This window comes from Sphingobium sp. Leaf26 (assembly GCF_001421665.1).
Lineage (GTDB): Bacteria > Pseudomonadota > Alphaproteobacteria > Sphingomonadales > Sphingomonadaceae > Sphingobium.
Map to the genome: position 1 here is coordinate 232,478 of NZ_LMKV01000023.1, position 21,282 is coordinate 253,759.

Annotated in this window: 19 protein-coding genes; 6 read left to right on the forward strand and 13 right to left on the reverse strand. The window is 64.4% G+C overall.

What is annotated here, in order from left to right:
• Positions 1-38: 38 nt before the first annotated feature.
• Positions 39-254 (forward strand): hypothetical protein, encoded by a 216-nt coding sequence (locus ASE85_RS14985; RefSeq protein WP_156358361.1) that lies wholly within the window; start codon positions 39-41, stop codon positions 252-254.
• A gap of 93 nt (positions 255-347) precedes the next feature.
• Here ASE85_RS14985 and ASE85_RS14990 read toward each other — a convergent pair whose 3' ends face one another.
• The 8 genes from ASE85_RS14990 to ASE85_RS15025 all read right to left on the reverse strand — a co-directional run bounded on the left by ASE85_RS14990 (position 348) and on the right by ASE85_RS15025 (position 10,796).
• Positions 348-713: an SMI1/KNR4 family protein gene (locus ASE85_RS14990; RefSeq protein WP_056689917.1), complete on the reverse strand. Its 366-nt coding sequence runs from the start codon at positions 711-713 to the stop codon at positions 348-350.
• An 88-nt stretch (positions 714-801) separates the two neighbouring features.
• Positions 802-1,221, reverse strand: a complete 420-nt coding sequence (locus ASE85_RS14995) for an acyl-CoA thioesterase (protein WP_056689919.1) — start codon at positions 1,219-1,221, stop codon at positions 802-804.
• Between the two features lie 187 nt (positions 1,222-1,408).
• The gene (locus ASE85_RS15000) at positions 1,409-2,062 is read right to left on the reverse strand and encodes an outer membrane protein (protein ID WP_056689922.1); all 654 of its coding nucleotides are present in this window, start codon (positions 2,060-2,062) and stop codon (positions 1,409-1,411) included.
• A 180-nt stretch (positions 2,063-2,242) separates the two neighbouring features.
• Positions 2,243-3,637 carry an L-serine ammonia-lyase gene (locus ASE85_RS15005; protein ID WP_056689924.1) on the reverse strand — a complete coding sequence of 465 codons (1,395 nt, stop codon included), beginning with the start codon at positions 3,635-3,637 and terminating at the stop codon, positions 2,243-2,245.
• Between the two features lies 1 nt (position 3,638).
• Positions 3,639-7,832, reverse strand: a complete 4,194-nt coding sequence (locus ASE85_RS15010; protein ID WP_056689927.1) for a translocation/assembly module TamB domain-containing protein — start codon at positions 7,830-7,832, stop codon at positions 3,639-3,641.
• Positions 7,832-9,949: an autotransporter assembly complex protein TamA gene (locus ASE85_RS15015; protein ID WP_082462840.1), complete on the reverse strand. Its 2,118-nt coding sequence runs from the start codon at positions 9,947-9,949 to the stop codon at positions 7,832-7,834. Before ASE85_RS15015 ends, ASE85_RS15010 begins: the two co-directional genes overlap by 1 nt.
• Positions 9,950-10,026: 77 nt before the next feature.
• A complete protein-coding gene (locus ASE85_RS15020; RefSeq protein WP_056689930.1) occupies positions 10,027-10,506 on the reverse strand; it encodes a DUF1465 family protein in 480 nt (159 codons plus the stop codon).
• A gap of 110 nt (positions 10,507-10,616) precedes the next feature.
• Positions 10,617-10,796, reverse strand: a complete 180-nt coding sequence (locus tag ASE85_RS15025; RefSeq protein WP_056690248.1) for a YdcH family protein — start codon at positions 10,794-10,796, stop codon at positions 10,617-10,619.
• 191 nt (positions 10,797-10,987) lie between these two features.
• Between ASE85_RS15025 and ASE85_RS22560 the strand changes: the two genes are divergently transcribed.
• On the forward strand, positions 10,988-11,146 hold the full coding sequence (locus ASE85_RS22560) for a YdcH family protein (RefSeq protein ID WP_082462841.1): 159 nt from the start codon (positions 10,988-10,990) through the stop codon (positions 11,144-11,146).
• 283 nt (positions 11,147-11,429) lie between these two features.
• On the opposite strand, the gene ASE85_RS15030 is transcribed toward ASE85_RS22560, so the two are convergent.
• The 5 genes from ASE85_RS15030 to ASE85_RS15050 form a co-directional block, all read right to left on the reverse strand.
• Positions 11,430-11,804 (reverse strand): PilZ domain-containing protein, encoded by a 375-nt coding sequence (locus tag ASE85_RS15030; protein WP_056689932.1) that lies wholly within the window; start codon positions 11,802-11,804, stop codon positions 11,430-11,432.
• 65 nt (positions 11,805-11,869) lie between these two features.
• Positions 11,870-12,334 carry an RNA polymerase-binding protein DksA gene (gene dksA / locus ASE85_RS15035; protein ID WP_056689935.1) on the reverse strand — a complete coding sequence of 155 codons (465 nt, stop codon included), beginning with the start codon at positions 12,332-12,334 and terminating at the stop codon, positions 11,870-11,872.
• Between the two features lie 124 nt (positions 12,335-12,458).
• On the reverse strand, positions 12,459-12,839 hold the full coding sequence (locus ASE85_RS23115) for a hypothetical protein (protein WP_156358362.1): 381 nt from the start codon (positions 12,837-12,839) through the stop codon (positions 12,459-12,461).
• Positions 12,840-12,967: 128 nt separating this feature from the next.
• A complete protein-coding gene (locus ASE85_RS23995; protein ID WP_235523553.1) occupies positions 12,968-13,774 on the reverse strand; it encodes a hypothetical protein in 807 nt (268 codons plus the stop codon).
• Positions 13,775-14,072: 298 nt separating this feature from the next.
• Positions 14,073-14,510: a host attachment family protein gene (locus tag ASE85_RS15050; protein ID WP_056689937.1), complete on the reverse strand. Its 438-nt coding sequence runs from the start codon at positions 14,508-14,510 to the stop codon at positions 14,073-14,075.
• A 92-nt stretch (positions 14,511-14,602) separates the two neighbouring features.
• Between ASE85_RS15050 and serS the strand changes: the two genes are divergently transcribed.
• The 4 genes from serS to ASE85_RS15070 all read left to right on the forward strand — a co-directional run bounded on the left by serS (position 14,603) and on the right by ASE85_RS15070 (position 21,221).
• Positions 14,603-15,880, forward strand: coding sequence for a serine--tRNA ligase (gene serS / locus ASE85_RS15055; protein ID WP_056689940.1), 1,278 nt, complete (start codon positions 14,603-14,605; stop codon positions 15,878-15,880).
• A gap of 223 nt (positions 15,881-16,103) precedes the next feature.
• Complete coding sequence (locus tag ASE85_RS15060) at positions 16,104-17,165, forward strand: M23 family metallopeptidase (protein WP_056690254.1); 1,062 nt, start codon at positions 16,104-16,106, stop codon at positions 17,163-17,165.
• Entirely contained in the window at positions 17,162-18,223 is a 1,062-nt protein-coding gene (locus tag ASE85_RS15065; RefSeq protein ID WP_056689943.1) for a potassium channel family protein, read from the forward strand. The genes ASE85_RS15060 and ASE85_RS15065 overlap by 4 nt, the downstream gene beginning before the upstream one ends.
• Positions 18,224-18,395: 172 nt before the next feature.
• Positions 18,396-21,221: a TonB-dependent receptor domain-containing protein gene (locus tag ASE85_RS15070; protein WP_056689947.1), complete on the forward strand. Its 2,826-nt coding sequence runs from the start codon at positions 18,396-18,398 to the stop codon at positions 21,219-21,221.
• The last annotated feature ends 61 nt before the right edge of the window (positions 21,222-21,282 follow it).

The following is a 21,282-nucleotide window of genomic DNA, read 5'->3' on the forward strand; positions in this document are numbered from 1 at the left end:
TGCCAATGTGACATTTGGCCAATGAAGGAGAAGTTGGTGTGATCCCTTACATTTTACATCGCTACGCTTTCCTCATCGCCTTAGCGATCGGGCTGATTGTGCCGCCACTCGTCCTATCCGACGATGCAAAATGGTGGGTAAAATTCGGAGTGATGCTGCCATTCACGCTGCTCATCTACTGGCTACTCTATAAAGACGGCATTACCGAAAACCGCTCGCCGGGCCACAAGCCGCCATGGCGACAATGGGATTGAGAATTATGCAGTCGTCAATGCTGCTGGTCGATGAACGACCAAAGTTGGAAGTCGAGAGCTTCATTTTACATTGCCTAAAGCTGACGTTAGGCTTTAGCTCCAATCAACTGAAACTGGCAGGCATTCCCCCGTATCGTGATCCCAGATGAGAACCTGATCTCCGTCTGCTAATAGAATAATTTGATCGCCGTTGCCATTAGCTGCCAACGGAATACCTTCGGGCGGGAACAATGCCCAAGAGCGCGCAACCTCTGTTTCCCTAACGATATGTCCCGCCGTTCGCCCCATCGTCTTCCGATCTGACGGGTCCCAGACCGGATGAATGAGCCAGTCATCGTCAGCAGCGACGATCTCGCCTCCGTTGTCGCGGAGCAATCGCGCTCGTAACTCCACGGGAAATTTCCGCCCGAGTGCCTGTTCAGCTTCGGCTATTTGCGGCTCTGCTACAGGAAACGGCATTGCACCTCCAATGTCTGCTTACCGCTCTTAATGGCGGCACAACCGCCATTCCGCCATCCACCCATTGCGGACATAAACGCCCCTCGCATCAGCCGCGCTCTTCCCCGTCATCCGAAGCGAAAAACCGGTCGATCACTTCGCGTGTCAACCGCGCGGGGCGCAGGCTGCTGGCGTCGATACAGCACCAGCTTGATTTGACTTCGGCCAGCACTTCCTCGCCACGGCGGATCACCGTTTCGTAGAAGGCGCGGGCGCCCTGCACCTTTTCCAGCAGCACCGTGGCGATCACGTCGTCGTCCAGAAAGGTAGGCTTGCGATAGGTGATCTCATGCTTGAGCGCGACCCAGAGATGCTGGGCGACCGCTTCGGACGGGGCGAGCGCGCGCCAATGGTCCAGCACGGCCTCCTGCACCCATTTCAGGTAACTGGCATTGTTGACATGACCCATGAAGTCGATGTCGGTCGGATCGATGCCGATCGGGAAGCGGTGGGGAATCGCGTTACTCACAACAGTGTCAATAACAGGGCTGCGCGCCCCCTGATAGAGGGGATAGGCGGATGCACGCAAAAAGGGGCCGATCCGATGACCGGCCCCTCTCCTTTGCTTCGGCATCAACCATCCGTCATCGAAGGAAAATCCTTCGATACCCCGCTTTGACAGGCTTAGCGGCTATGCAGGACGCATGGTGGCTGGCTTAGAAACGCCAGCCGACGCTGCCGACCACCTGATGACGGTCGGTGTCGATGCCGAATTCGTCGCTGGTGGCGCCATTGGCGAAGTCGATATGCGCATCCTCATATTTCGAATAGCGATATTCGATCTTGGCGAAGGTGTTGGCGTTGATGGCGCGTTCCACGCCCGCACCGATGCGCCAGCCGTCCAGCTTGAAATTGGTGTCGGTTTCCTGGTCGCTGTCGCCAGCCAGCACGTCCAGTTTCGTGTTGGTATAGCCGCCCTTTACATAGACCAGCGTGGCGGGATCGGCCAAGATACCGGCGCGCGCGCCGATATAGAGGTCGCGGCCCTGCTTGACGCGGCCAAAGCCGAACTGGTCGGAGAAGTCGCGGCGGCTGCTCTTGGCGGTGGAGTCGGTATATTCGCCTTCGACGCCGACGACTGCGCTGCCCAGGTTCATGTCATAGCCGGCGCCGACGCCGTAGAGCAGGCCGTCGATCTTCTGATCGTCATTGCCATTGTCATTGTCCACGTCGCTGCCGGCCCCGGTCCGGTCATAGCCCAGGATCGCTTCGACGCGCGGACCGGTGAAGGTCGGGCCGACATCCTGTGCGAAAACCGGGGTGGCGACAGTGGCGCCGGCGAGAAGGGTTGCGACCATCAACTTACGCATAACAAATACTCCGTGTGTCATTCTTCCCCTCTCTCAGGGGGTGAGACGCACAAGCCGGAGCGGCCGAGTTAGTTTCATGAACGGCAGATAAACGATTGATTCTGTGTTATTAATGTCACGAAACCTACTCCATTCGCCGTGCAACCGTGCCGTTTGGGCGATGAAGCGACGGAACGTTTTTCAACATTCCACCACATTGACGGCCAGACCGCCGAGCGAGGTTTCCTTGTAGCGGCTGGCCATATCCTCGCCGGTCTGGCGCATGGTTTCGATCACGGCGTCCAGGCTGACGATGTGACGGCCGTCGCCTTGCAGGGCGAGATAAGCGGCGTTGATCGCCTTGACCGCGCCCATCGTGTTGCGTTCGATGCAGGGGATCTGGACGAGGCCGCCGATCGGATCGCAGGTGAGGCCGAGATTATGTTCCATGCCGATTTCCGCGGCATTTTCGACCTGTGTATTGGTGCCGCCCAGCACGGCGGCGAGGCCGGCGGCGGCCATGGAACAGGCGACGCCGACTTCGCCCTGACAGCCCATTTCGGCGGCGGAGATGGAGGCCCGCTTCTTGTAAAGGAAGCCGATCGCGGCGGCGGTGAGCAGGAAGCGGCGCTCCCCGTCGCGGTCGGCACCGGGCACGAAACGGCGATAATAATGTAGCACTGCCGGGATGACGCCAGCCGCACCATTGGTGGGGGCGGTGACGACGCGGCCGCCGGCGGCATTTTCCTCATTCACGGCGAGCGCGAACAGGCTCACCCATTCGAAAATCTGCGCCGGGCCGAGGGCGTCCTGCTGCAAGCGCAACCGCTGGTGGATGGCGCGGGCGCGGCGGCGGACCTTGAGGCCGCCGGGCAGCAGACCTTCCTGCATCAGGCCCCGGTCAATAGACGCGCTCATGGCGTCGATGACATTGTCGAGAAAGGCTTCGGTGTCCGCCTGCACCCGCCATGCACCTTCGTTGCGCAATACCAAAGTCGCGATGGACAGGCCGCTGACGTCGCCCTGCGCCAGCATTTCCGCGCCGGATGAGAAGGGCCAGGGCTGGACGACATTATGGCCGAGCGGTGCGTCGTCGCTGACAGGCGCCACGCCGGGAAGCACCGCGCCGCCGCCGATGGAATAATAGTCGCGCACGACCGGATCGTCGCGCCCGTCGATCCAGGCGGTGAAGCGCATGCCATTGCTGTGCGCCTCCAAAAACTCGCCCATGCGGAACAGCAGGTCGCGCGCTTCCTCGAACGGCAGCCAGTGATCCACGGCGCTGCCCGCCCGGATACGGCCATCGTTGCGGATCGCCGTCAGGATCGACCCGATCGCGTCCGGGGCGACGCTTTCCGGGCGATAGCCCGACAGGCCGAGCAGGATGGCGCTGTCCGTCGCATGACCCCGGCCGGTGAGCGCCAGCGATCCGAACAATTCGCACTGCACCCGCGTCGGCGTGGCGGGCAGGGTATCCATGAACAGGAGCGCGGCGCGCATCGGCCCCACCGTGTGCGAGCTGGAAGGACCGATGCCGATGGTGAACAGGTCCATCACGCTGATCGCGGTGGCGGCGTCGATCGCGCTCTTCGTCACGTCAATAATCCTTGGAAATACGTACGTTGGCGCTTTCGCGGCCAAGGGTGGAGATGGCCGCCAGCAGGGACAGCCAGCGTGTGACCTGATATTCCATGCGGGTGGCGCTGTAGCCCTGACCATCCGTGATCAGTTCGACATAGGTCTTGCGCGTCAGATATTTGCCCGCCGCGATCGACGTGCCCTGCCCCTGCGTCGGGTCGGCGGCGATGATGCGCAGCCGGTCGAGGCCTGCCGCCTTGCGCACCGCGTTGATCGGGTCGAGGCCGCCATTGCCCTGCAATGATCCCACGGCGGAGGCGAGTTGCAACGCTTCGGGCGCGGACAGGTTGGTGATCGACGTGCCGAACAGGATGCGAGAGAGCAGTTCGTCCTGCGGCAGCGCAGGGATACTAGTGAAAGTGATGTCGGGTTTCAGGCCCGTGCCGCCGACATGGATGGTGGCGCTGAGGTCGCTGACGTCCGCTTCGGCGCTGATATCCAGCGTCGGGTTGACCGGTACCTTACCGTCGAACTGGATATTGCCTTCGCGCAACTCGAAGCGGCGGCCGGCAAATTCATAGCCGCCGCGCACCAGTTGCGCGCGACCGGCGATGGCCGGATTGGTCACGGTGCCGCCGATATCGAGGTCTGCCCGCCATTCGCTGTCGAGGCCAAGACCGGTGACGGTCAGGCGGTTGCGCGCGCGCGCCTTGATCGCCAGCGCCCAGGGAACGTTGGTGCGGGGGCGTTCGATCTCGTCGCCGCGCCGGTTGATTTCAACCACTTTGAGTTCGGGGATCTGCGCCACGGCGGCGGCGCGGCCCATCGTGAAACGGCTCTTGTTGAGCACCAGATCGCCGCCGATCGTGCCGCCCACGCCGTCGGATCGCAGGGTGATGGGACCGGTGACGGCCGCGGCGATATCGTCCCGCTCCAGCAGGGCGGCATTGTCGGCTTGCAGGTTCAGGTCCATGCCGACGCCGGCGATGCCATTGAAGGTGAAGCGGCCGGTGCCGTTGACGGTGCCGCCATTTTGCGCCGTCGCCGCAAAGCTGGAAATGACCAGTTGCGCGCCGGAGAAGCGGCCCCGCGCCTTCACGCCCTTCAACCGCATGCCGGTGACAGGGCTGGTAATGGCGGCATTGTCGGTCGTGAAATTGCCGGTGATGACCGGTGCGCCCAGCGTGCCGCGCATGTCCGCCGACACGCCGACCATGCCAGCGATATCGACGATCTCCACTCCGGTCAGGCGCCAGAGCGTGTCGGCCGTGCCGTTGAAGCGCAACTGGCCGAAGAAGGGCGCGCTGTTGAGCCGGGCGGCAAGGCCACCCTCACTCCCCAGCGGATTGAGCAGTGCCTGCGCCTGGCCGATCGTCTTGCCATCGGCGACGAAGACCATGCGGGTGGCAAGCCGATCCCCGGTCAGCGCGGCGTTGACGCCGACATCGACCGGGCGGCTGCTGAGCGAGAGGCCGGAGCGGGACAGGCCACGGATGCGCAGTTCCGCCTTGCCGGTGGGCAGGCCGCCACGCGGCTGGGCGTAGCTGAGCGATCCGGTCGCCATGCCGCCCAGGCCCAGATTGTCATAGGCGATGTCGAGCAGCGCCAGCGGCAGCTTCTGCATCCGCGCCTCGATATGGGTGGAGGCGCCGCCCAGTTCACCGGCCAGTTGCAGCGATCCGCCGGCATAGCTGATCGTCGCGGGCGACAGGCGCCAGCCATCCTCCGTCCGCGTCAGCACGGCGGCTCTGGTCAGGCGGATGGGCCGCTTGTCGATCGTGCCGGCAGCGGTGAGGCGGATGCTGTCGGGTTCGACCTGCGCCTCGCCCTGCACATCGAACAGCCGCCCGCGCTGGCCCGACAGGCTGCCGCTGATCTTGCCCTTGCCATCGACCAGTTCGGCATTGGCGGCGAAGCGGCCGAGCAATATGCCGCCAACGCGCAGACCGCGCGCCTGCGCCGTGGCCGTGACCGTGGTGCCCGATGGATCGAGCAGGATGGTGCCATCCAGCGTGCCGCGCCGGACCTCTATGACGGTCGGGCCTTCAAAGCTGGCGTCATTGGCGGTCAGTTTCAACTGCACCTGCTGATTGGCGTCGACCGGCTTGAAATTGATATAGCCCGTGACCGGCCCCATGACGCTGAGTTGGCCGTCGAGGCCGCCGTCGACGGGACGGATATCGCCGCTGGCGGTGACGCCCGACACGGCCAGATTGGCGACCCGCACCACCGCCTGCCCGCCTTGCGGCAGCAGGATCACGCCCCGCCCCGTAAAGGGACCAAGCGTCGATCCGCCAATGGCGGTATAGCTGTAGCCATTGGCATCCGGGATCAGCTTCGCCCGCACATCGCGCAGGCCCAGCGCATCCATCGGCCGGGCGAGCAACAGGTCGACGGTCGGCCGCTCGATCATGCCGTCCAGCGTCAGCGTGACCGGGCCATACCGTCCATGCCGGCCGCTGCCCTCCAGATGAAGCGATCCGTCGCGATGACGTATGCCGCGCGCCGTCAGATTGAGCAGGGGCGATGTCAGTTGCATGTCGGACAGCGCGAACTGGCCGTCCTTCATAAGTTCCAGCCTGCTGCGCAAGGTCGGCAGGCCACCGCCCAGCGTGCGCAGGAAATCATTGTCCAGCCGCCGGACCCGCGCCAGCGCATTGCCGCTGAGGCCGAAGCCGCCATCGGCGCGCGGCACGGCGCGCAGCTTGGAGGTCAGGTCTACGATGCCCAGTCCACGGATGAACAGGCCGTTGATCTGGCCGTCCAGTCCCGCATCATAGCGGCCGGTCGCCAGGTCGGCGATCACCGTCAGCTTGCCCCGCAACTTGTCCGATCGCAACTGCATCGGATTGCTGACGATTGTCTGCCCGTTCAGTTGCAGCACGCCGTCGAGTTGAAAATTGCGGACGATCCCGCCGACCAGATCGCCCTGCCCGTCCAGACTGCGGGCGCGCAGGCGCAGCGGAATCAGCGCCGGCCCCTTGCCGGTGGTGCGGCCCTTGCCCTCGGCCCGAACGTCGTTGATGATCGCCTTATCGAAGGCGATCTGGCGCGCGGTGAGCAGATATTCGTAGCCAAGCGCGGTGAAGGCGCCGTCCAGCCGGATTTTGGCGGCAATATCCTTGCCGCGCATGGTCTTGATCAGCGCTGCGGGCCGGGCCAGTTTCACGTCCACGCGCATATTGTCGAGCGCATTGTTGCGCAGGTCGATCGCGCCATCGGCGGTCATGTCCAGCGCGGCCGAGCGGAGCGACAGGCGGCCGTCGATGACCCGCTCGACCATCGTGCCGTCGGCCCGCACGGTCAGGCGCGGCGCGGCGATGCGGCGGAGCAGGCCATTGCCGGCGATCGCGTCCCCCTCCACCGTGCCGCGCGCCGAATAGGCACCGCTGCGAGCGGCAAGCGTGAAGTCGGCGACCGGCGCGGCGTCGAGCGTGGCGGACAAGCGCCCGTCCCATTGGCTCCAGCTACCCTTGCCACCGATGCGCAGGTTTGCGTCCTGCTTCAGACCAGCCATCGCCGCCAGAACGCCGGTTTTCGGCGCGTTCACGGTGACGTCGAGGGAGAAGCGATCCTTGTCCGGCCGGCTGTCGAGCGCGATGGTCAGCGCGTCGCTGCCGTCCAGCGTGCGGGCGGACAGGTCGATGATCGCGCGACCGCCGCGAATGTCTGCATCGCCGGACATGGTGGCGCGCTGCACCCGGCCGGTGACGCCCGGCGCGATATCCAGTTGGCCGACCGAAAATTGCATGAGGCGTATATCGAAGCCGGGCAGGATCGGCCCGCGTCGCGCGGTAGGGTTCAGCTTGGGCAATTTGTGCAGGGTCGCGCGCGGGATCACCAGCCGGTCGATATCCAGCCGGTTCGACAGCCAGGCGAAGGGCCACCAGTCCAGTTCGACGCGGGGTGCCTCCAGAAACTTTCCCTTGGGATCGGACAGGATCAGGTCGCGCAGCACCGCCTTGCGATAGATGCTGCCCTCTATGGCGCCGACATGGATGCGCAGGCCCGACGAGGATTTGATGGTGGCGATGCGGGTGGCGAGGAAGCGATGGCCGCCGCTCGTGTCCAGCCATGCCACCGCCGCCGCGACGATCAGCACCAGCGTCAGCAACAGTCCGGCCAGCCAGCGCTGCCAGCGGCCGTCCCATGCACGCCGGCGCGGCGCGGGCGCGGGGGACGGCGGGACGGGCAGGGCTGCGTCGTCGGCCATCAGAAAGCCTGCCCCAGCGAGACATAGACCGCGACCTTCGGATCGCCCGATTGCGGATTGAGCGGGGTGCCGACATCGACCCGGATCGGGCCGAAATTGCTGTAATAGCGCAGGCCCATGCCCGCGCCGATGCGCAGGTCGCGGAAGCGCGGCAGGAAGCTGGTCGAGATATTGCCGGCGTCGACAAAGGGCACGACGCCGAAATTGCCGAAACGGATGCGGGTTTCGAGCGAAAATTCGGCCAGGCTCTTGCCGCCGACCGGATCATTGTCATCGCCGTAGCGCGGACCGATCGCCTGATAGCCATAGCCGCGCACCGACGCGCCGCCGCCGGCGTAGAAGCGGCGGGACGGCGCGATCTGCTCGACGGTCGACCCGAAGATGGTGCCGAAACGGGATCGGGCGGCAAGAACGACCCGGTCGCCGACCGGCTGATAGACGCTGCCGTCCACCTGCACGCGGGCATAGCCGAAGGTCGTGTTCTGGAAGGAGAGTTCGGGGCTGACCCGCGCGCCGAGGCGGAAGCCCTTGGACGGGTTCAGCAAATCGTCGCTGCCGTCATAGGTCAGGCTGACCGGCACCGCACCGATCAGGAAGGTACGGCGCGCGCCGCCGCTGAAGGCATCGGCTTCGTCCGACGCGATCAGCTCGCCGCCGAAGCGCCAGACCCACTTCTTCTGGAACAGGATGTTGCTCTGCCGCTCGATCGCGCCCGACAGGTTGATGGTGCGCGCGTCATAGGCATCGCGGCGGATATTGCTGATCGACACCAGCCCGGTCAGCACATTGTCGCGCCGTTTGAAATTGTTGCGTCGGTAGGTGAAGGAGGCGGTCTGCTCCTGCGTGCCGAGCACGCCGCGCACCGTCACCGCGCCTTCGGGCGGGAAGAAGTTGCGATGCTGCCAACTGACTTCGGCGCGATAGCCTTCGCCGGTGCCATAGCCCAGTTCGCCGGCGATGGTGCGCAGCGGCGCGGGGCGCAGGTCCACGTCCAGATTGACATGCTCGCCATCGCCGGCATCGACCGGTTTCAGACTGACCGAGGAGACGAGGCCGGTGGCGACGATGGCCCGGCGCAAATCCTCGACGTCGGAGGCCATATAGGTGTCGCCGGGATGGAAGCGGGCGATTTCCTGCACATGATGGGCGTCGAACAGCCTGGTATCGTCCATCTGGATCGCGCCGAAGCGACGGAAGCCGCCGGGCGCGACGATGATGTCGAGGTCGCCGTTGCGCTCCTCATGGTCGATCCGCACTTCCGGTTCATCGACGCGGGCGAAGGGGAAGCCGCTTTCGGCCAGCGCGGTGCCGAGCGCGTCGCGGCCCGCCAATATCTTGTCCGCGTCCACCGGATCGCCGACCTTGGGCGGGAAGGCAGCACGCAGCCGCGCCTCCTGCCCCGCGGTCTCCAAAAGGCCGGTGACATCGACCGATTCCAGGAGATATTGCGTGCCCGGCACGATATCGAAGGTCACGGACAGGCGGTCGCTGCCCGGCGGCGGCGCGGCGACGGCGCTGCGGATGCGGGCGGCATAATAGCCCTTCGCCCGCAGCAGCCGGTCGAGCAGTTCGCCATCTTCCTTCATGCGGCGATTGATCTGGGCGAGGTTGGCGGGCTTGCCCTGCCCCTGGCGCAGCACCGACAATTCATCGAAGCGCAGGGTGAATTGCGCGTCCGCAATGGCATCCAGTCCGCTAAGCTGGACCGTATAACGGCGTTCCTCGCTGGCGTCGGCGAAGCTGGCGCTCTCCTCGGCCGGCGCGGTGGTCGCATCATCGTCCTCGCTGGGCAGGGCCAATGCGGGGGACTGGGGCACCGCCGGGTCGTCCGGTGCGGCGGGATCGGTCGGCGCAGGCGCCGTTGCCTGCATATCGGCCGGATCGTCGGGCAGCGGCGCGATGCTGTCAGGCTGGCCCATATCCGGCCAATCGACGCCGATGTCGGGCATGGCGTCCAGCGCCTGGCCAGGCGCCTGATCCGGCTCCGGCACGACAGACGGCGCCGCGTCCTGCGCCCGCACCGATGCGGGCGCAATCAGCAGAAGCGGTGCGAGCAGAAGCCGGGTGGCTTGCGGGCAGCCTGAAAAGCGGCGTCGGGTCCGCAAACCATCGGTCATGGGGCCGGTCTAGACCAGAAACGGGCGCGAACGCCAGCCCTAGAAGACGGGAATCGCCTTGCTTTACGGGCCAAAGGTCAGAATGCGGTATTCAACCGGTCGAGCAGCGCACGCGCAGGGCTGGCCAGCGCCGTCGCGGCCGCACTGCCCATGACGTCGATCCGATCCTGCAACCGGGCGACGCGCCCATACAGTTCCTGGCTGGCGTCGATCAGCGCGCGCGCGGCAAAGGGAAAGCTCGCGGCCAGTGCTGCGTCGGTGTGCGATGCGCGGCCCAGCCGGTATTTTTCATCGCTCAGGTCGATCTGTTCGATTTCACCGCGCTGCCAGGCCCGCTGGCTGAGCAGCCAGGCGATGATGTGCATCAGCCGGGTCGTCACCTTGAGCGATTCGCAGGCGAAGGCGACCCGGCGCATCGGATCGTCCACCCCATCGTCCAGCGATGCGCTGCCATCGAAATAGGCGCGCGCCTCATCCGCCATGACCATAGCTTCCAGATAAAGACCGTCCACCAGCCGGCGATGGAGGCCAGGATCAAGGAAAGCGGGGTTCTGCATCCTGCGTTGCTGCCATAATTTCGCAACCTTGTCAGGCCCATTGCCGGGTCACGACCGCCCTTTGTCCCATTTGTGATCGGTTAGCGCGGTGTTAACGAAAAAAGATCCGGTCAGGCGATGATGTCGGGGACCAGCGCGTCTTCCAGCGTGGATATTTCGTCCCGCAGGCGCAGTTTGCGCTTCTTGAGGCGGGCGATCTGCATCTGGTCGCTACCTCCGGCGTCGATCAGCGCGGCGATCGCACTATCGAGATCGCGATGCTCGACCCGCAACAATTCCAGTCGACGCATGATGTCTTCCCGGCTCACTGCGCCTCCCTGCCCTTCGTTTCGCTACCTAAGCCATGCCTGATAACGCGGGCAGGCGATGCGGACCATCGCAAATTTTCGTGCGGCCCGTCGCAAAGGCCGAATCACCACGAGACAAGCGGGGCGAATCATGATTTATTTGATCATCCATCACCCCTCGTAAGGAGAACGTCATGGAAAATAGCCACATCTCAGCCCTTTCAGCCAAGCATGCCGGCCTTGAAGCCCGAATCAAGGCAGAATCGAGTCGGCCCATGCCCGACGATATCCTCGTGGCGTCGCTCAAGAAGCAGAAATTGCGGTTGAAGGAAGAGTTGGCGGCGCAGCACTGAGACGCTGGTAAGGTCTGTAAAGGAGGTTGGGGCCGCGCGACGCCGATCGCCGCCCCTCCCTCCGCACAGATAGGCTACAGGCTGCCTGGAGCGCGCTGCGTCCAATCCTGCGCAGGTCGCGCGCTCTGGTTTTTTACCATCGTTTTATTTTTACCATCGTTTTAAGCGAATAACCGGTTCCCACTTTTTCGCACGATGCTCCGGGAATGGAAATCCGGCCCACGCAAAAAGCCCCGGAGCGGGCCGGCTCGCGGGGCATTTTCATATCGTGGATATGGGCAGATCAGCGCCGGATGGTGCCGCGCTGGTGCATCCGCAGATAGTCGGGGACATTCGCCTTCTGCGCGCCGCTGCCCACCGGCTTGCGCGCCAGTTGCGGATCGATCGGTTCGTCAAAGGCGATGCCGATCTTTTCCTCCCGCGACCAGGCGACCGATCCGGCCACAGGTCCGATACCCCGCAATTCGCAGATGATCTTGATGCCCGACGGCACTGCCCGCTCACAATCCGCCATCAGCCCGGTGGCGGACAGATTGCGCACGCGGGCCTTGCCCAGTTGCGCACCATCCGGCGTGGTGAGCGTGGTGAGCAGGAACAGGCTGTCACGCGGCGCGGCGCGCGCCGGTCCCCGGTCCGAAATATCCTGTTCGTCGTCCATGCAAAAACCCACGGTTAAGATAGCTGTGATGCCAGCATCCTAGCCGTGGGGTGATGGAAAAACCGTTAATCGTCGCGCGATATCTTTTCCTGCCGCTCGTGACGCTCCTGCGCCTCGACCGTCATGGTCGCGATCGGCCGCGCCTCCAGCCGACCGAGCGAGATCGGTTCGCCGGTGACTTCGCAATAGCCATATTCGCCGTCGTCGATGCGGCGCAGGGCGGAGTCGATCTTGGAGATGAGCTTGCGCTGGCGGTCGCGGGTGCGCAGTTCGATCGACCAGTCGGTTTCGCTCGACGCGCGATCGTTCAGGTCGGGCTCGCGCAGCGGTTCATTCTGCAACACGGCCAGCGTGCCTTCCGCTTCGGTCAGGATCTGCTTCTTCCAGTCCCAAAGGCGCTGCCGGAAATATTCCTGTTGCAGCGGATTCATAAATTCTTCGTCAGCCGACGGGCGGTAATCGGCGGGAAGCGTCACATTCGATTTGGGCGGCTTTTCACCGTCTTTATCGGAATTCAGGACCGATGCCATCTGGCTCTCCGACTCATCAGGCCCCGGCGCTTGATATTCCGGGCGCCCAAATATTGATTGTGCGGGCCTCATAGCCATCGGCGCAGACCGACACAAGCGGGCAATCAACGATCGGAAATATGGATTAAACCATTTTTTCCAATAGATGACAGGCGTTGTCATGGACGGCGATTTTGCGCCATGCTGCGGCGGGCCGCCCGGCCCGCACGTTCAGACCTGCGCCTCCGGCCGTTCCATAGTGGGACGTTAACCATTTACCTTCAGCAGACGGTAGCTTTTCCTGCGACTTCAACGCTATATTGAGGGTTAACGGGATTGCAGTTAACCCTTTTTTTTGCGTTCTATACGCATAGGAAGTTCCCGTGAAACCTGGCGCTGGAGGGGATTCGGCAAAGGGTGCAGGGGTAATGAGAAAAGAGTAGATCCTATGTCGGTTCGGATGGCTTTGGCAAAATTGTGCGCCTGCACCTGTGGCGGGGCGATCATCGGCGGCGGCGCCGTCCATGTCGCGGAGAATGCGCGCCCGGCCGTGGTCCAGAGCACCAAGAGCGTGAAGGCAGCGCCCAAGAAGCGCCTGGCCGTCCGCACCGTCAAGCGCAAGGTCGTCAAGACCGTCCGCGTGGCCGCAGCACCTCAGGTCGTGACCGTCACGACCCAGCCCGCGCCCATTCCCCTGCCCGCGCCGATGGCCGAAATGCCGATGATGTCGGGCGGCGGCAGCGCCGTGCCGGTCGTGATGGGCGGTGGCGGCGGCTTTGGCGGCGGCGGATTCATCGGCGGCTTCTTCGGCGGCGGCGGTGGCGGCGGCGGGGGCGGATCGGTCGTGATCTCCTCGACCAGCAGTTCGACCGGCGGCATCAGCAGTTCGACCAGTTCGACCACGGGCGGCGTGTCCACGTCCACGGGCGGGGTTTCGACCTCGACCGGTGGCGTCTCGACTTCGTCGGGTAACGTGTCCACGTCGTCGGGCAATGTGTCGACCTCGTCGGGCAATGTGTCGACCTCGTCGGGCAATGTTTCGACCTCCTCGGGCAACGTCAGCAGCAGCTCGTCTTCCTCGTCCAGCTCCAGTTCTTCCTCCTCGTCCAGTTCCTCTTCGAGCAGCTCTGGCGGGTCGAGCGGCGGCAAGCCGGGCCATCCGGGCAAGCCCGACCATCCGGGTTCTTCGGGCGGCAGCAGTGGTTCCAGCGGCAGTTCGGGATCGAGCGGCAGCAGCGGTAGCTCCGGCAGCAGCGGCGGGTCGTCCAGTTCGTCGTCCAGCTCCTCTTCGAGCAGCAGCTCGTCGTCGGGTGGTTCTTCGAGCTTCGGTAGCAGCGGCAGCACGGGCAGCACCGGGTCGAGCGGCAGTTCCTCTTCGTCTTCGAGCAGCAGCTCGTCATCCAGCAGTTCGAGCGGAGGTTCGAGCAGCACCGGCGGCACCGATGTTCCGGCCCCGCCCATGATACTCCTGTTCGGCGCCGCCGCCGTGGCGCTCGTCGCCCGCCGCCGCTTTGCCGAACGCAAGGCGCAAGCCGCCGCCTGAACGCGGAACGGCGCATGAAAAAGGGGCGCCCCCGCCAGTCGGGGCCGCCCCTTTTTCGTGTCAGTCGCACTGGGGAATCACGTTTTCGCTAACGCCCGTTCGCCCTGAGCCTGTCGAAGGGCTATTTTTCGCTCAACAACGGAATGCGGAAGGCCGGGGCTTCGACAGGCTCAGCCCGAACGGATGTAAGGTAATACCGATCTAATCCCGCTCCAGTTAGTTCGCGGCGATCAGCTTCTCGATCTCCGCCACCGGGTGATTGGTCAGATCCTTGGCGATTTCGCCCACCAGCCGGTTCTGCACTTCCTTGTGCAGGTGCTTGCGCATCTCGCCGAGCGCGGATGGCGGTGCGACGATGATGAGCTTCTCATAATCCTGCGCGAAGGCGCGGCGCTTGAGCAGATCGGCGGCGTGGGCGGCGAAGCGCTGTTCCTCCAGTTCGTGGAAATTATTCTCGCCCATCGTGCCGGACGCGGTGCCGGTGGAGGACGATTGCCCGGCCTTGTCCGACGCCTGTTCCAGATGGGCCGGATTGTCCTGCACCTCGACCGTTTCTGCCTCCAGTTGCGGATAGGCGCTATCGCCCTTGTTGCGGAAAAAGAGCAGCTTGCGGCCGTCCGCCACCAATATCATCGCGTCATGATCGATCTGCATCGCCGTCTCCTGTGTTTTTCGTAGGTGGAGGACCAACGGACGGCGGCGCACAGGGTTGCGCGGTTCGTCGCACGGCGGCATAGGACGGCCCCATGCACGACATCCGCTTCATCCGCGAAAACCCCGCTGCTTTCGACGCCGGCCTTGCCCGGCGTGGGCTGGCCCCGCTGTCCGCCGAGATATTGGCGCTCGATGAGAAGAGCCGGGCGATCAAGACCGAATTGCAACAGGGCCAGGCCCGCCGCAACGAGGCCAGCAAGGCGATCGGCCAGGCGATGGCGGCCAAGGACATGGCCAAGGCCGAGGCTTTGAAGGCTGAGGTCGCCGCGTTGAAGGAAGGCGCGCCGGCGCTGGAGGCGCAGGATCGGGAGGTCGGCGACGCGCTGACCGCGATGCTGGCAGCCATCCCCAACCTGCCCGCCGACGATGTGCCGCAGGGCGCGGACGAGGCGGACAATGTCGAGGTCAGCCGCTGGGGCACGCCGCGCAGCTTCGACTTTGCGCCGCAGGACCATGCCGATTTCGGCCCGGCGCTGGGGCTGGATTTCGAGGGCGGTGCGAAGCTGTCCGGCGCGCGCTTCACCGCGCTGCGCGGGCAGATGGCGCGGCTGCATCGGGCGCTGGCGCAATACATGCTGGATACGCAAAGCGGCACCAACGGCTATGAGGAAACCAATCCGCCGCTGCTGGTGAAGGATGACGCGCTGTTCGGGACGGGCCAGTTGCCCAAGTTCGCCGAGGACCTGTTTCGCACCACGGACGGCCGCTGGCTGATCCCGACCGCCGAAGTCTCGCTGACCAATCTGGTCGCGGACCAGATCGTGCCGACCGACAGCCTGCCGATCCGCCTGACCGCGCTGACCCCCTGTTTCCGGTCCGAGGCCGGGTCCGCCGGGCGCGATACGCGCGGCTTCATTCGCCAGCACCAGTTCGAGAAGGTCGAACTTGTCGCGATCTGTGCGCCTGAAGAGTCCGAGGCCGAGCATGAACGCATGGTCGCGGCGGCCGAGGGTATCTTGCAGGCGCTGGACCTGCCCTATCGCAAGATGCTGCTGTGCACCGGCGACATGGGCTTTGGCGCGCGCAAGACCTGGGATCTGGAGGTCTGGCTGCCGAGCCAGCAAACCTATCGTGAGATCAGTTCTGTCTCCAACTGCGGCGATTTTCAGGCGCGGCGGATGAACGCGCGCTACAAGCCGGAGGGCGAGAAGCAGACCCGCTTCCTGCATACGTTGAACGGGTCGGGACTGGCCGTGGGGCGGACTTTGGTGGCGGTGCTGGAAAATTACCAGCAGGCCGATGGCAGCGTCACCGTGCCGGCGGCGCTGGCGTCCTATATGGGCGGGATCACCAAATTGGAGCCGCGCTGACAGGACAGTCCGCGCGCTGTGCGACAGCGAGTTGGACAGGTCAATGCACGGGGATAATTCGTTAGCCTGCTAACGAATTATCCCTGTTGCGTTCCGTTCGAGCCTGTCGAGAACAAGGCGCAAGGGGCCTCGACAGGCGCGGACCGAACGGAAGTTGCTCAAAGAACAAAAGGCCGTTGGTTAAGGAGTGGAAACCATTGCGCGATACGGTACATGAATGCCGATGCTGCGCCCGTCCCTCCCGATCACGTCCTTCCTGATCCTGCCGTTGGGTTCGCTGTTGCTGGCGGCCTGTATTCCCAATCAGGCGGAGCGGGCCGACCCCGCGCCGACACCGCCGCCGCGCATGGATGCCGACGCCTCCACCGTGAAGCTGGCCGAACCGCAGCCGGTCTGGACCGCGCAGCAGGTCGTGCCGGGCGCGCGGACCATCCCCGCCTCCACCTACATCGTCCAGCCGGGCGACACGCTGCGCGGCATCGGCAATCGCACCGGCGCGGGATCGGAAGCGATCGCGCGGGCCAATGGCCTGACGCCGCCCTATGGCGTGCGCGCCGGGCAGAAGCTGCAAATTCCCGGCGGTCGATACCATCTGGTGGCGGAGGGCGAGACGGGCATCGCCATCGCGGCGGCTTATGGTGTGCCATGGCGGCAGATCGTGGACGTCAACGGGCTGGACGAACCCTATATGCTGCGGCGGGGGCAAAGGCTGCTCCTGCCCGGCAACACGCCCGTACGGGCGCCCAGCAGCATGGAACAGCGGGCGTCCGCCTTCCGCATCGACATTGACGATGTGCTGACCGGCGGCCAGCCCGCGATAGCCGACAATGCGCCCAAGGCGGTCGCATCGAGCGCGCCCAGGCCCCTGCCCTCCAATGTCCCGGCGGCCCAGCCGGCGCGCTTTGCCGGCAGCTTCGTCTGGCCGGTCAGGGGGACGATCCTGTCGCGCTTCGGTCCCGGCGAGAGCGGTGCGAAGAATAATGGCATCGACATCGCGACGCCCATGGGCACGCCGATCCGCGCGAGCGCCGATGGCGTCGTCGCCTATGCGGGGGACAAGGTGGCGGTGTTCGGCGGACTGGTGCTGATCAACCATGGCAGTAGCTGGGTCAGCGCCTATGGCCATGCCAGCCGCGTCGATGTGGTGCGCGGGCAGAAGGTGAAGCAAGGGCAGGTCATCGGCCTGACCGGCGACACCGGCTATGCCAGCAAGCCCAAGCTGCATTTCGAACTGCGCAGGGACCGCGTGCCCGTAAACCCGATCGCGCAGTTGCCCCCGGCATGAGGATCAGACCGACGATCTCGTCATCGGCCGCCTCTTCGGCCACGGCCGGTTTCCTGCGACGGCGGTCGGCCATGCCGCTGTGGGCCGATCTGGTCTGGCGGCTTGGGCTGGTGTTCGGGCTGATCGCGCTGGTGCTGCTGCTCCACTGGGTCGGGCACGACGGGCTGAAGGACAATTACGACAACCAGATCAGTTTTATCGACGTCCTTTATTTCACTACCGTAACAGTTACGACGGTGGGCTATGGCGACATCGTGCCGGTGACACCGGAAGCGCGCCTGTTCGAATCCATCTTCGTGACGCCGATCCGGTTGTTCGTCTGGCTGATCTTCCTCGGCACGGCCTATAATCTCTTTCTCCGCAACATCCTCTACAGGTGGCGCATGGCGCGTATTCAGGCTGATCTGCACAATCACATCATCGTCACCGGTTTCGGCACCAGCGGGCAGGAGGCGGTGAACGAACTGCTGGCGCGCGGCACCGACCCGCGCGAGATCGTCGTCATCGACGGCAATGAAAAGGCGCTGGAACTGGCGGAGGCGCAAGGGTGCAACATATTGTGCGGCGATTCCACGCGGGACAAGACGTTGAAGGATGTCGCCATCCACCGCGCCCGCATCATGATCGTGTCGGCGGGGCGGGACGATACCTCCATCCTCATCACGCTCACTGCCCGGCATCTGGCCCCGCGCCTGCCGATCAGCATCGTCGTGCGCAACGAGGACAATGAACTGCCCGCGCGGCAGGCGGGCGCGACCACGGTCATCAACCCGGTCAGCTTCGCCGGCCTGTTGCTGGCGGGCAGCACCAGCGGGCGGCATATCGCGGATTATATGACCGATCTGGCGGCAACCGGCGGGCGCATCAAGCTGAATGAGCGCGCGGTGTTGCCGCAGGAGATTGGCGGGCCGCTGTCGGCGATCAGGACCGGGCTTGGCCTGCGCATTTATCGCGACGATCGGCCGATCGGCTTCTGGGAGGAAGGCGCGCAGCGGCTCCAGACCGGCGATTGCATTATCGAGGTGACCGAAGGTGACGGCGCTCCGTCCGACCAATAGAGCCTGCGCAGAGACGAACTGTTGCGTTTTGTTGCAGAGCAGCAACAACTTGCAATATTAGCGCTATATCTCATCCGGCCAGCCGCCACCCCGATTGCTATACTGTTGTAAAACGCAAACACTCTTTCCGCAGAACCTGTGCCAGACAGGTCGCTGAAATAAGGGGTGTATCATGCGCTTTAAAAGTGCCTTGCAATGTGGCGTCATGCTGTCCGTCGTCGCCTGGACCGTTCCCGCCTTCGCCCAATCCGTCGAACCGCAGGCCGAAGATGGCACCGCGATCATCGTCACCGGATCGCGCATCCGCAGAGACCCGCTGGATCAGGACAAGCCGATCGTCACGGTCGATCAGGCGTCGATCGCGCGCACCGGCCTCACCTCCATCGCGGATGTGTTGCAGCGCATCCCCAGCGCGGCCGGCGGCCTCAACACCAAGACCAACAATGCCGGCAATATCGGTGGCCCGCCGGACGGCACCGGCGTTTCATCGGGTTCGGCGGAAATCGACCTGCGCTATCTGGGCGCCAAGCGGACGCTCGTGTTGGTCGACGGCATGCGGTACGTCAACGGATCGGCGGCGGGCGGCATCCCGGCCTCGGTCGATCTCAACACCATTCCGCAAAGCATGATCGAGCGGGTGGAAGTGCTGCAATCGGGCGCGTCCCCGCTTTACGGGTCGGACGCGGTTGCGGGCGTGGTCAACATCATCACCCGCCAGTCGCAAAAGGGCCTGGACATGTCGGCCCAGTTCGGCACCTTCCGTCAGGGCGACGGCCATACCTATGACGTCAACGCCAGCTATGGCTTCCAGAGCGACCGGGTATCGGTCGTCGTCGGCGGCAATTATGTGAAGCAGGAAGGGGTCAGCACCGCCGACCGTTCCATATCGCAATGGCCGGCGGCGGGCGGCAGCAGTTGCGCCGATGGCGGTTGCTCCAGCGCCACGCCCAATGGCCGTTACGACGTATTGGGACAAAGCCTGACGCTGGGCAGCCCGGTCATCGGCCGCGCGCCGGTCGTGGGCGACTATCGCCCCTATAGCTCCTCGACCGACTCGTTCAATTTCGCGCCCTATAATTATCTGCTGACCCCGTCGGAACGCTATGGCGCGTTCCTGAACGGCAAGTTCGAATTTTCCGACGCCGTCAGCCTGCGCACGCGGCTGGTCTATCAGCATCGCGAATCGACCACGCAGGCGGCGTTCCTGCCGCTGTTCATCGGGCCGGATGCGGGCAACGGCAATCTGCTCGACACCATATCGGTCGATGCCAGCAATCCGTTCAATCCGTTCGGCGTGACGCTGTCGTCCGGCGCGGATGGCAATGCGGCCAATTATTCGACCATCCGCCGCCGCTTCGTGGAGGGCGGGCCACGCATCTTCAGTCAGGAAGTCGATACGCTGACCATGGCGGCGACGCTGGAGGGCAGTTTCGATGTCGGCGACCATAAATGGTATTGGGACGTCAACGGCAGTTACGGCACCAACAATGCGCACCAGACCTTCACCGGCAACCTGAACGCGGCCAAGCTGGCGCGGGCGCTCGGCCCGGTCGCGGACTGCGCTGGCGATTGCGTGCCGTTCAATATCTTCGGTGGCGCGGGTTCGATTACGCAGGCGATGCTCGATTATGTGACCTTCGACCAGCATGACCGCAGCGAGCAGGAATTGTGGGACGTCACCGCCAACCTGTCCGGCGACCTGTTCAACCTGCCCGCCGGCGCGGTGGGCTTTGCCATCGGCTATGAACATCGCGACCAGCAGGCCAGCTACACGCCCGACCCGCTGATTGCTGCCGGCCTTGGCGCGGACGTGCCGACCAGTCCGGCGCGCGGCGGCTTCAACGTCGATGAATTTTACGGCGAACTGCGCATCCCGATCCTGGCCGACACGCCCTTCTTCCACAAGCTGGAGCTGGATGGCGCGGTGCGTCATTCCAACTATAGCAGCTTTGGCAGCAACACGACCTATACCGTGTCGGGCCTGTGGAAGCCGACCCGCGACCTGTTGCTGCGCGGCGGCTATGCCGAAAGCCTGCGCGCGCCTAGCATCGGCGAGTTGTATGCCGGCCGGTCGCGTACCGACGCCACGATCAACGATCCGTGCACGAACGTACCGGGCAGCGCGTGGCAGACCAACGCCACGGTGCGGGCCAACTGCATCGCCAATGGCGTGCCGGCCAGCGGCAGCTATCAAGAACCGCAGGGCGGCCAGCTCGGCGTCTTCTCGCAGGGCTTCGCCGGCCTGAAGCCGGAAACGTCCAAGACCTGGACCGCAGGCGGCGTATACAGCCCGGCCTGGGCGCGCGACAGCTTCGCCAGCCAGTTCAGCATCGAGGTGAATTATTACACGATCACGCTGAAGAACGCGATCGACTCGGTGCCAGCGTCGCTGACGCTGCAACGCTGCGCGTTCGAGGCTGACCCGATCAGTTGCGCCGCCATCACCCGCACCGGCAGCGGCGCGGTGGCCGGCATCGACGGCGTGCTCCAGAACCTGAACGCGATCGAGACGGACGGGATCGACGGGACGCTGAACTATCGGTCGAAGATGGTTGGCAATGGCTCCGTCGGCCTCAACATCAACGCCGCCTATCTGCTGAAATATAATATCAAGCCGCCAGCGGATCTGGGCGCGCCGACGATCAAATGCGCCGGTACGGAACGGTGCGGGGCGAGCGACCAGGCCTATCCGCATTTCAAGGCGAACGCGACGATCGACTATTCGACCGAAGCCTATGGCCTGTCCTTCACCGGCCGTTATCTGAGCAAAGTGACCGAGGGCGACGGCAACGTCATGAAGGCGACCTTCTATGGCGACATGCAGGCCTATTTCTCGCCCGGCTGGATGGACCATCGCGCGCGCTTCACGATCGGCGTCAACAATCTGTTCAATCAGGACCCGCCGCTGTGCGGCACCTGCGACGGCGCCAATTTCGACACGACCAGCTATGACGTGCCGGGCCAGTTCGGCTATCTGCGCCTGTCCTATAAAATGTAGGCGATCCGGTCGCTTGATCATGAGAGGGGCGTGCCGGCGACGGCGCGCCCTTCTTCATTTT

Excerpts from the sequence above, each read along its gene's own strand:
- ASE85_RS14990 (WP_056689917.1), bottom strand. The coding sequence starts at position 713 with ATGCCGTTTCCTGTAGCAGAGCCGCAAATAGCCGAAGCTGAACAGGCA.
- ASE85_RS15000 (WP_056689922.1), bottom strand. The coding sequence starts at position 2,062 with ATGCGTAAGTTGATGGTCGCAACCCTTCTCGCCGGCGCCACTGTCGCC.
- ASE85_RS15010 (WP_056689927.1), bottom strand. The coding sequence starts at position 7,832 with ATGGCCGACGACGCAGCCCTGCCCGTCCCGCCGTCCCCCGCGCCCGCG.
- ASE85_RS15015 (WP_082462840.1), bottom strand. The coding sequence starts at position 9,949 with ATGACCGATGGTTTGCGGACCCGACGCCGCTTTTCAGGCTGCCCGCAA.
- ASE85_RS15020 (WP_056689930.1), bottom strand. The coding sequence starts at position 10,506 with ATGCAGAACCCCGCTTTCCTTGATCCTGGCCTCCATCGCCGGCTGGTG.
- ASE85_RS15025 (WP_056690248.1), bottom strand. The coding sequence starts at position 10,796 with ATGCGTCGACTGGAATTGTTGCGGGTCGAGCATCGCGATCTCGATAGT.
- ASE85_RS22560 (WP_082462841.1), top strand. The coding sequence starts at position 10,988 with ATGGAAAATAGCCACATCTCAGCCCTTTCAGCCAAGCATGCCGGCCTT.
- ASE85_RS15030 (WP_056689932.1), bottom strand. The coding sequence starts at position 11,804 with ATGGACGACGAACAGGATATTTCGGACCGGGGACCGGCGCGCGCCGCG.
- dksA (WP_056689935.1), bottom strand. The coding sequence starts at position 12,334 with ATGGCATCGGTCCTGAATTCCGATAAAGACGGTGAAAAGCCGCCCAAA.
- ASE85_RS23115 (WP_156358362.1), bottom strand. The coding sequence starts at position 12,839 with ATGGACGGCGCCGCCGCCGATGATCGCCCCGCCACAGGTGCAGGCGCA.
- ASE85_RS23995 (WP_235523553.1), bottom strand. The coding sequence starts at position 13,774 with ATGGGCGGGGCCGGAACATCGGTGCCGCCGGTGCTGCTCGAACCTCCG.
- ASE85_RS15050 (WP_056689937.1), bottom strand. The coding sequence starts at position 14,510 with ATGCAGATCGATCATGACGCGATGATATTGGTGGCGGACGGCCGCAAG.
- serS (WP_056689940.1), top strand. The coding sequence starts at position 14,603 with ATGCACGACATCCGCTTCATCCGCGAAAACCCCGCTGCTTTCGACGCC.
- ASE85_RS15060 (WP_056690254.1), top strand. The coding sequence starts at position 16,104 with ATGCTGCGCCCGTCCCTCCCGATCACGTCCTTCCTGATCCTGCCGTTG.
- ASE85_RS15065 (WP_056689943.1), top strand. The coding sequence starts at position 17,162 with ATGAGGATCAGACCGACGATCTCGTCATCGGCCGCCTCTTCGGCCACG.
- ASE85_RS15070 (WP_056689947.1), top strand. The coding sequence starts at position 18,396 with ATGCGCTTTAAAAGTGCCTTGCAATGTGGCGTCATGCTGTCCGTCGTC.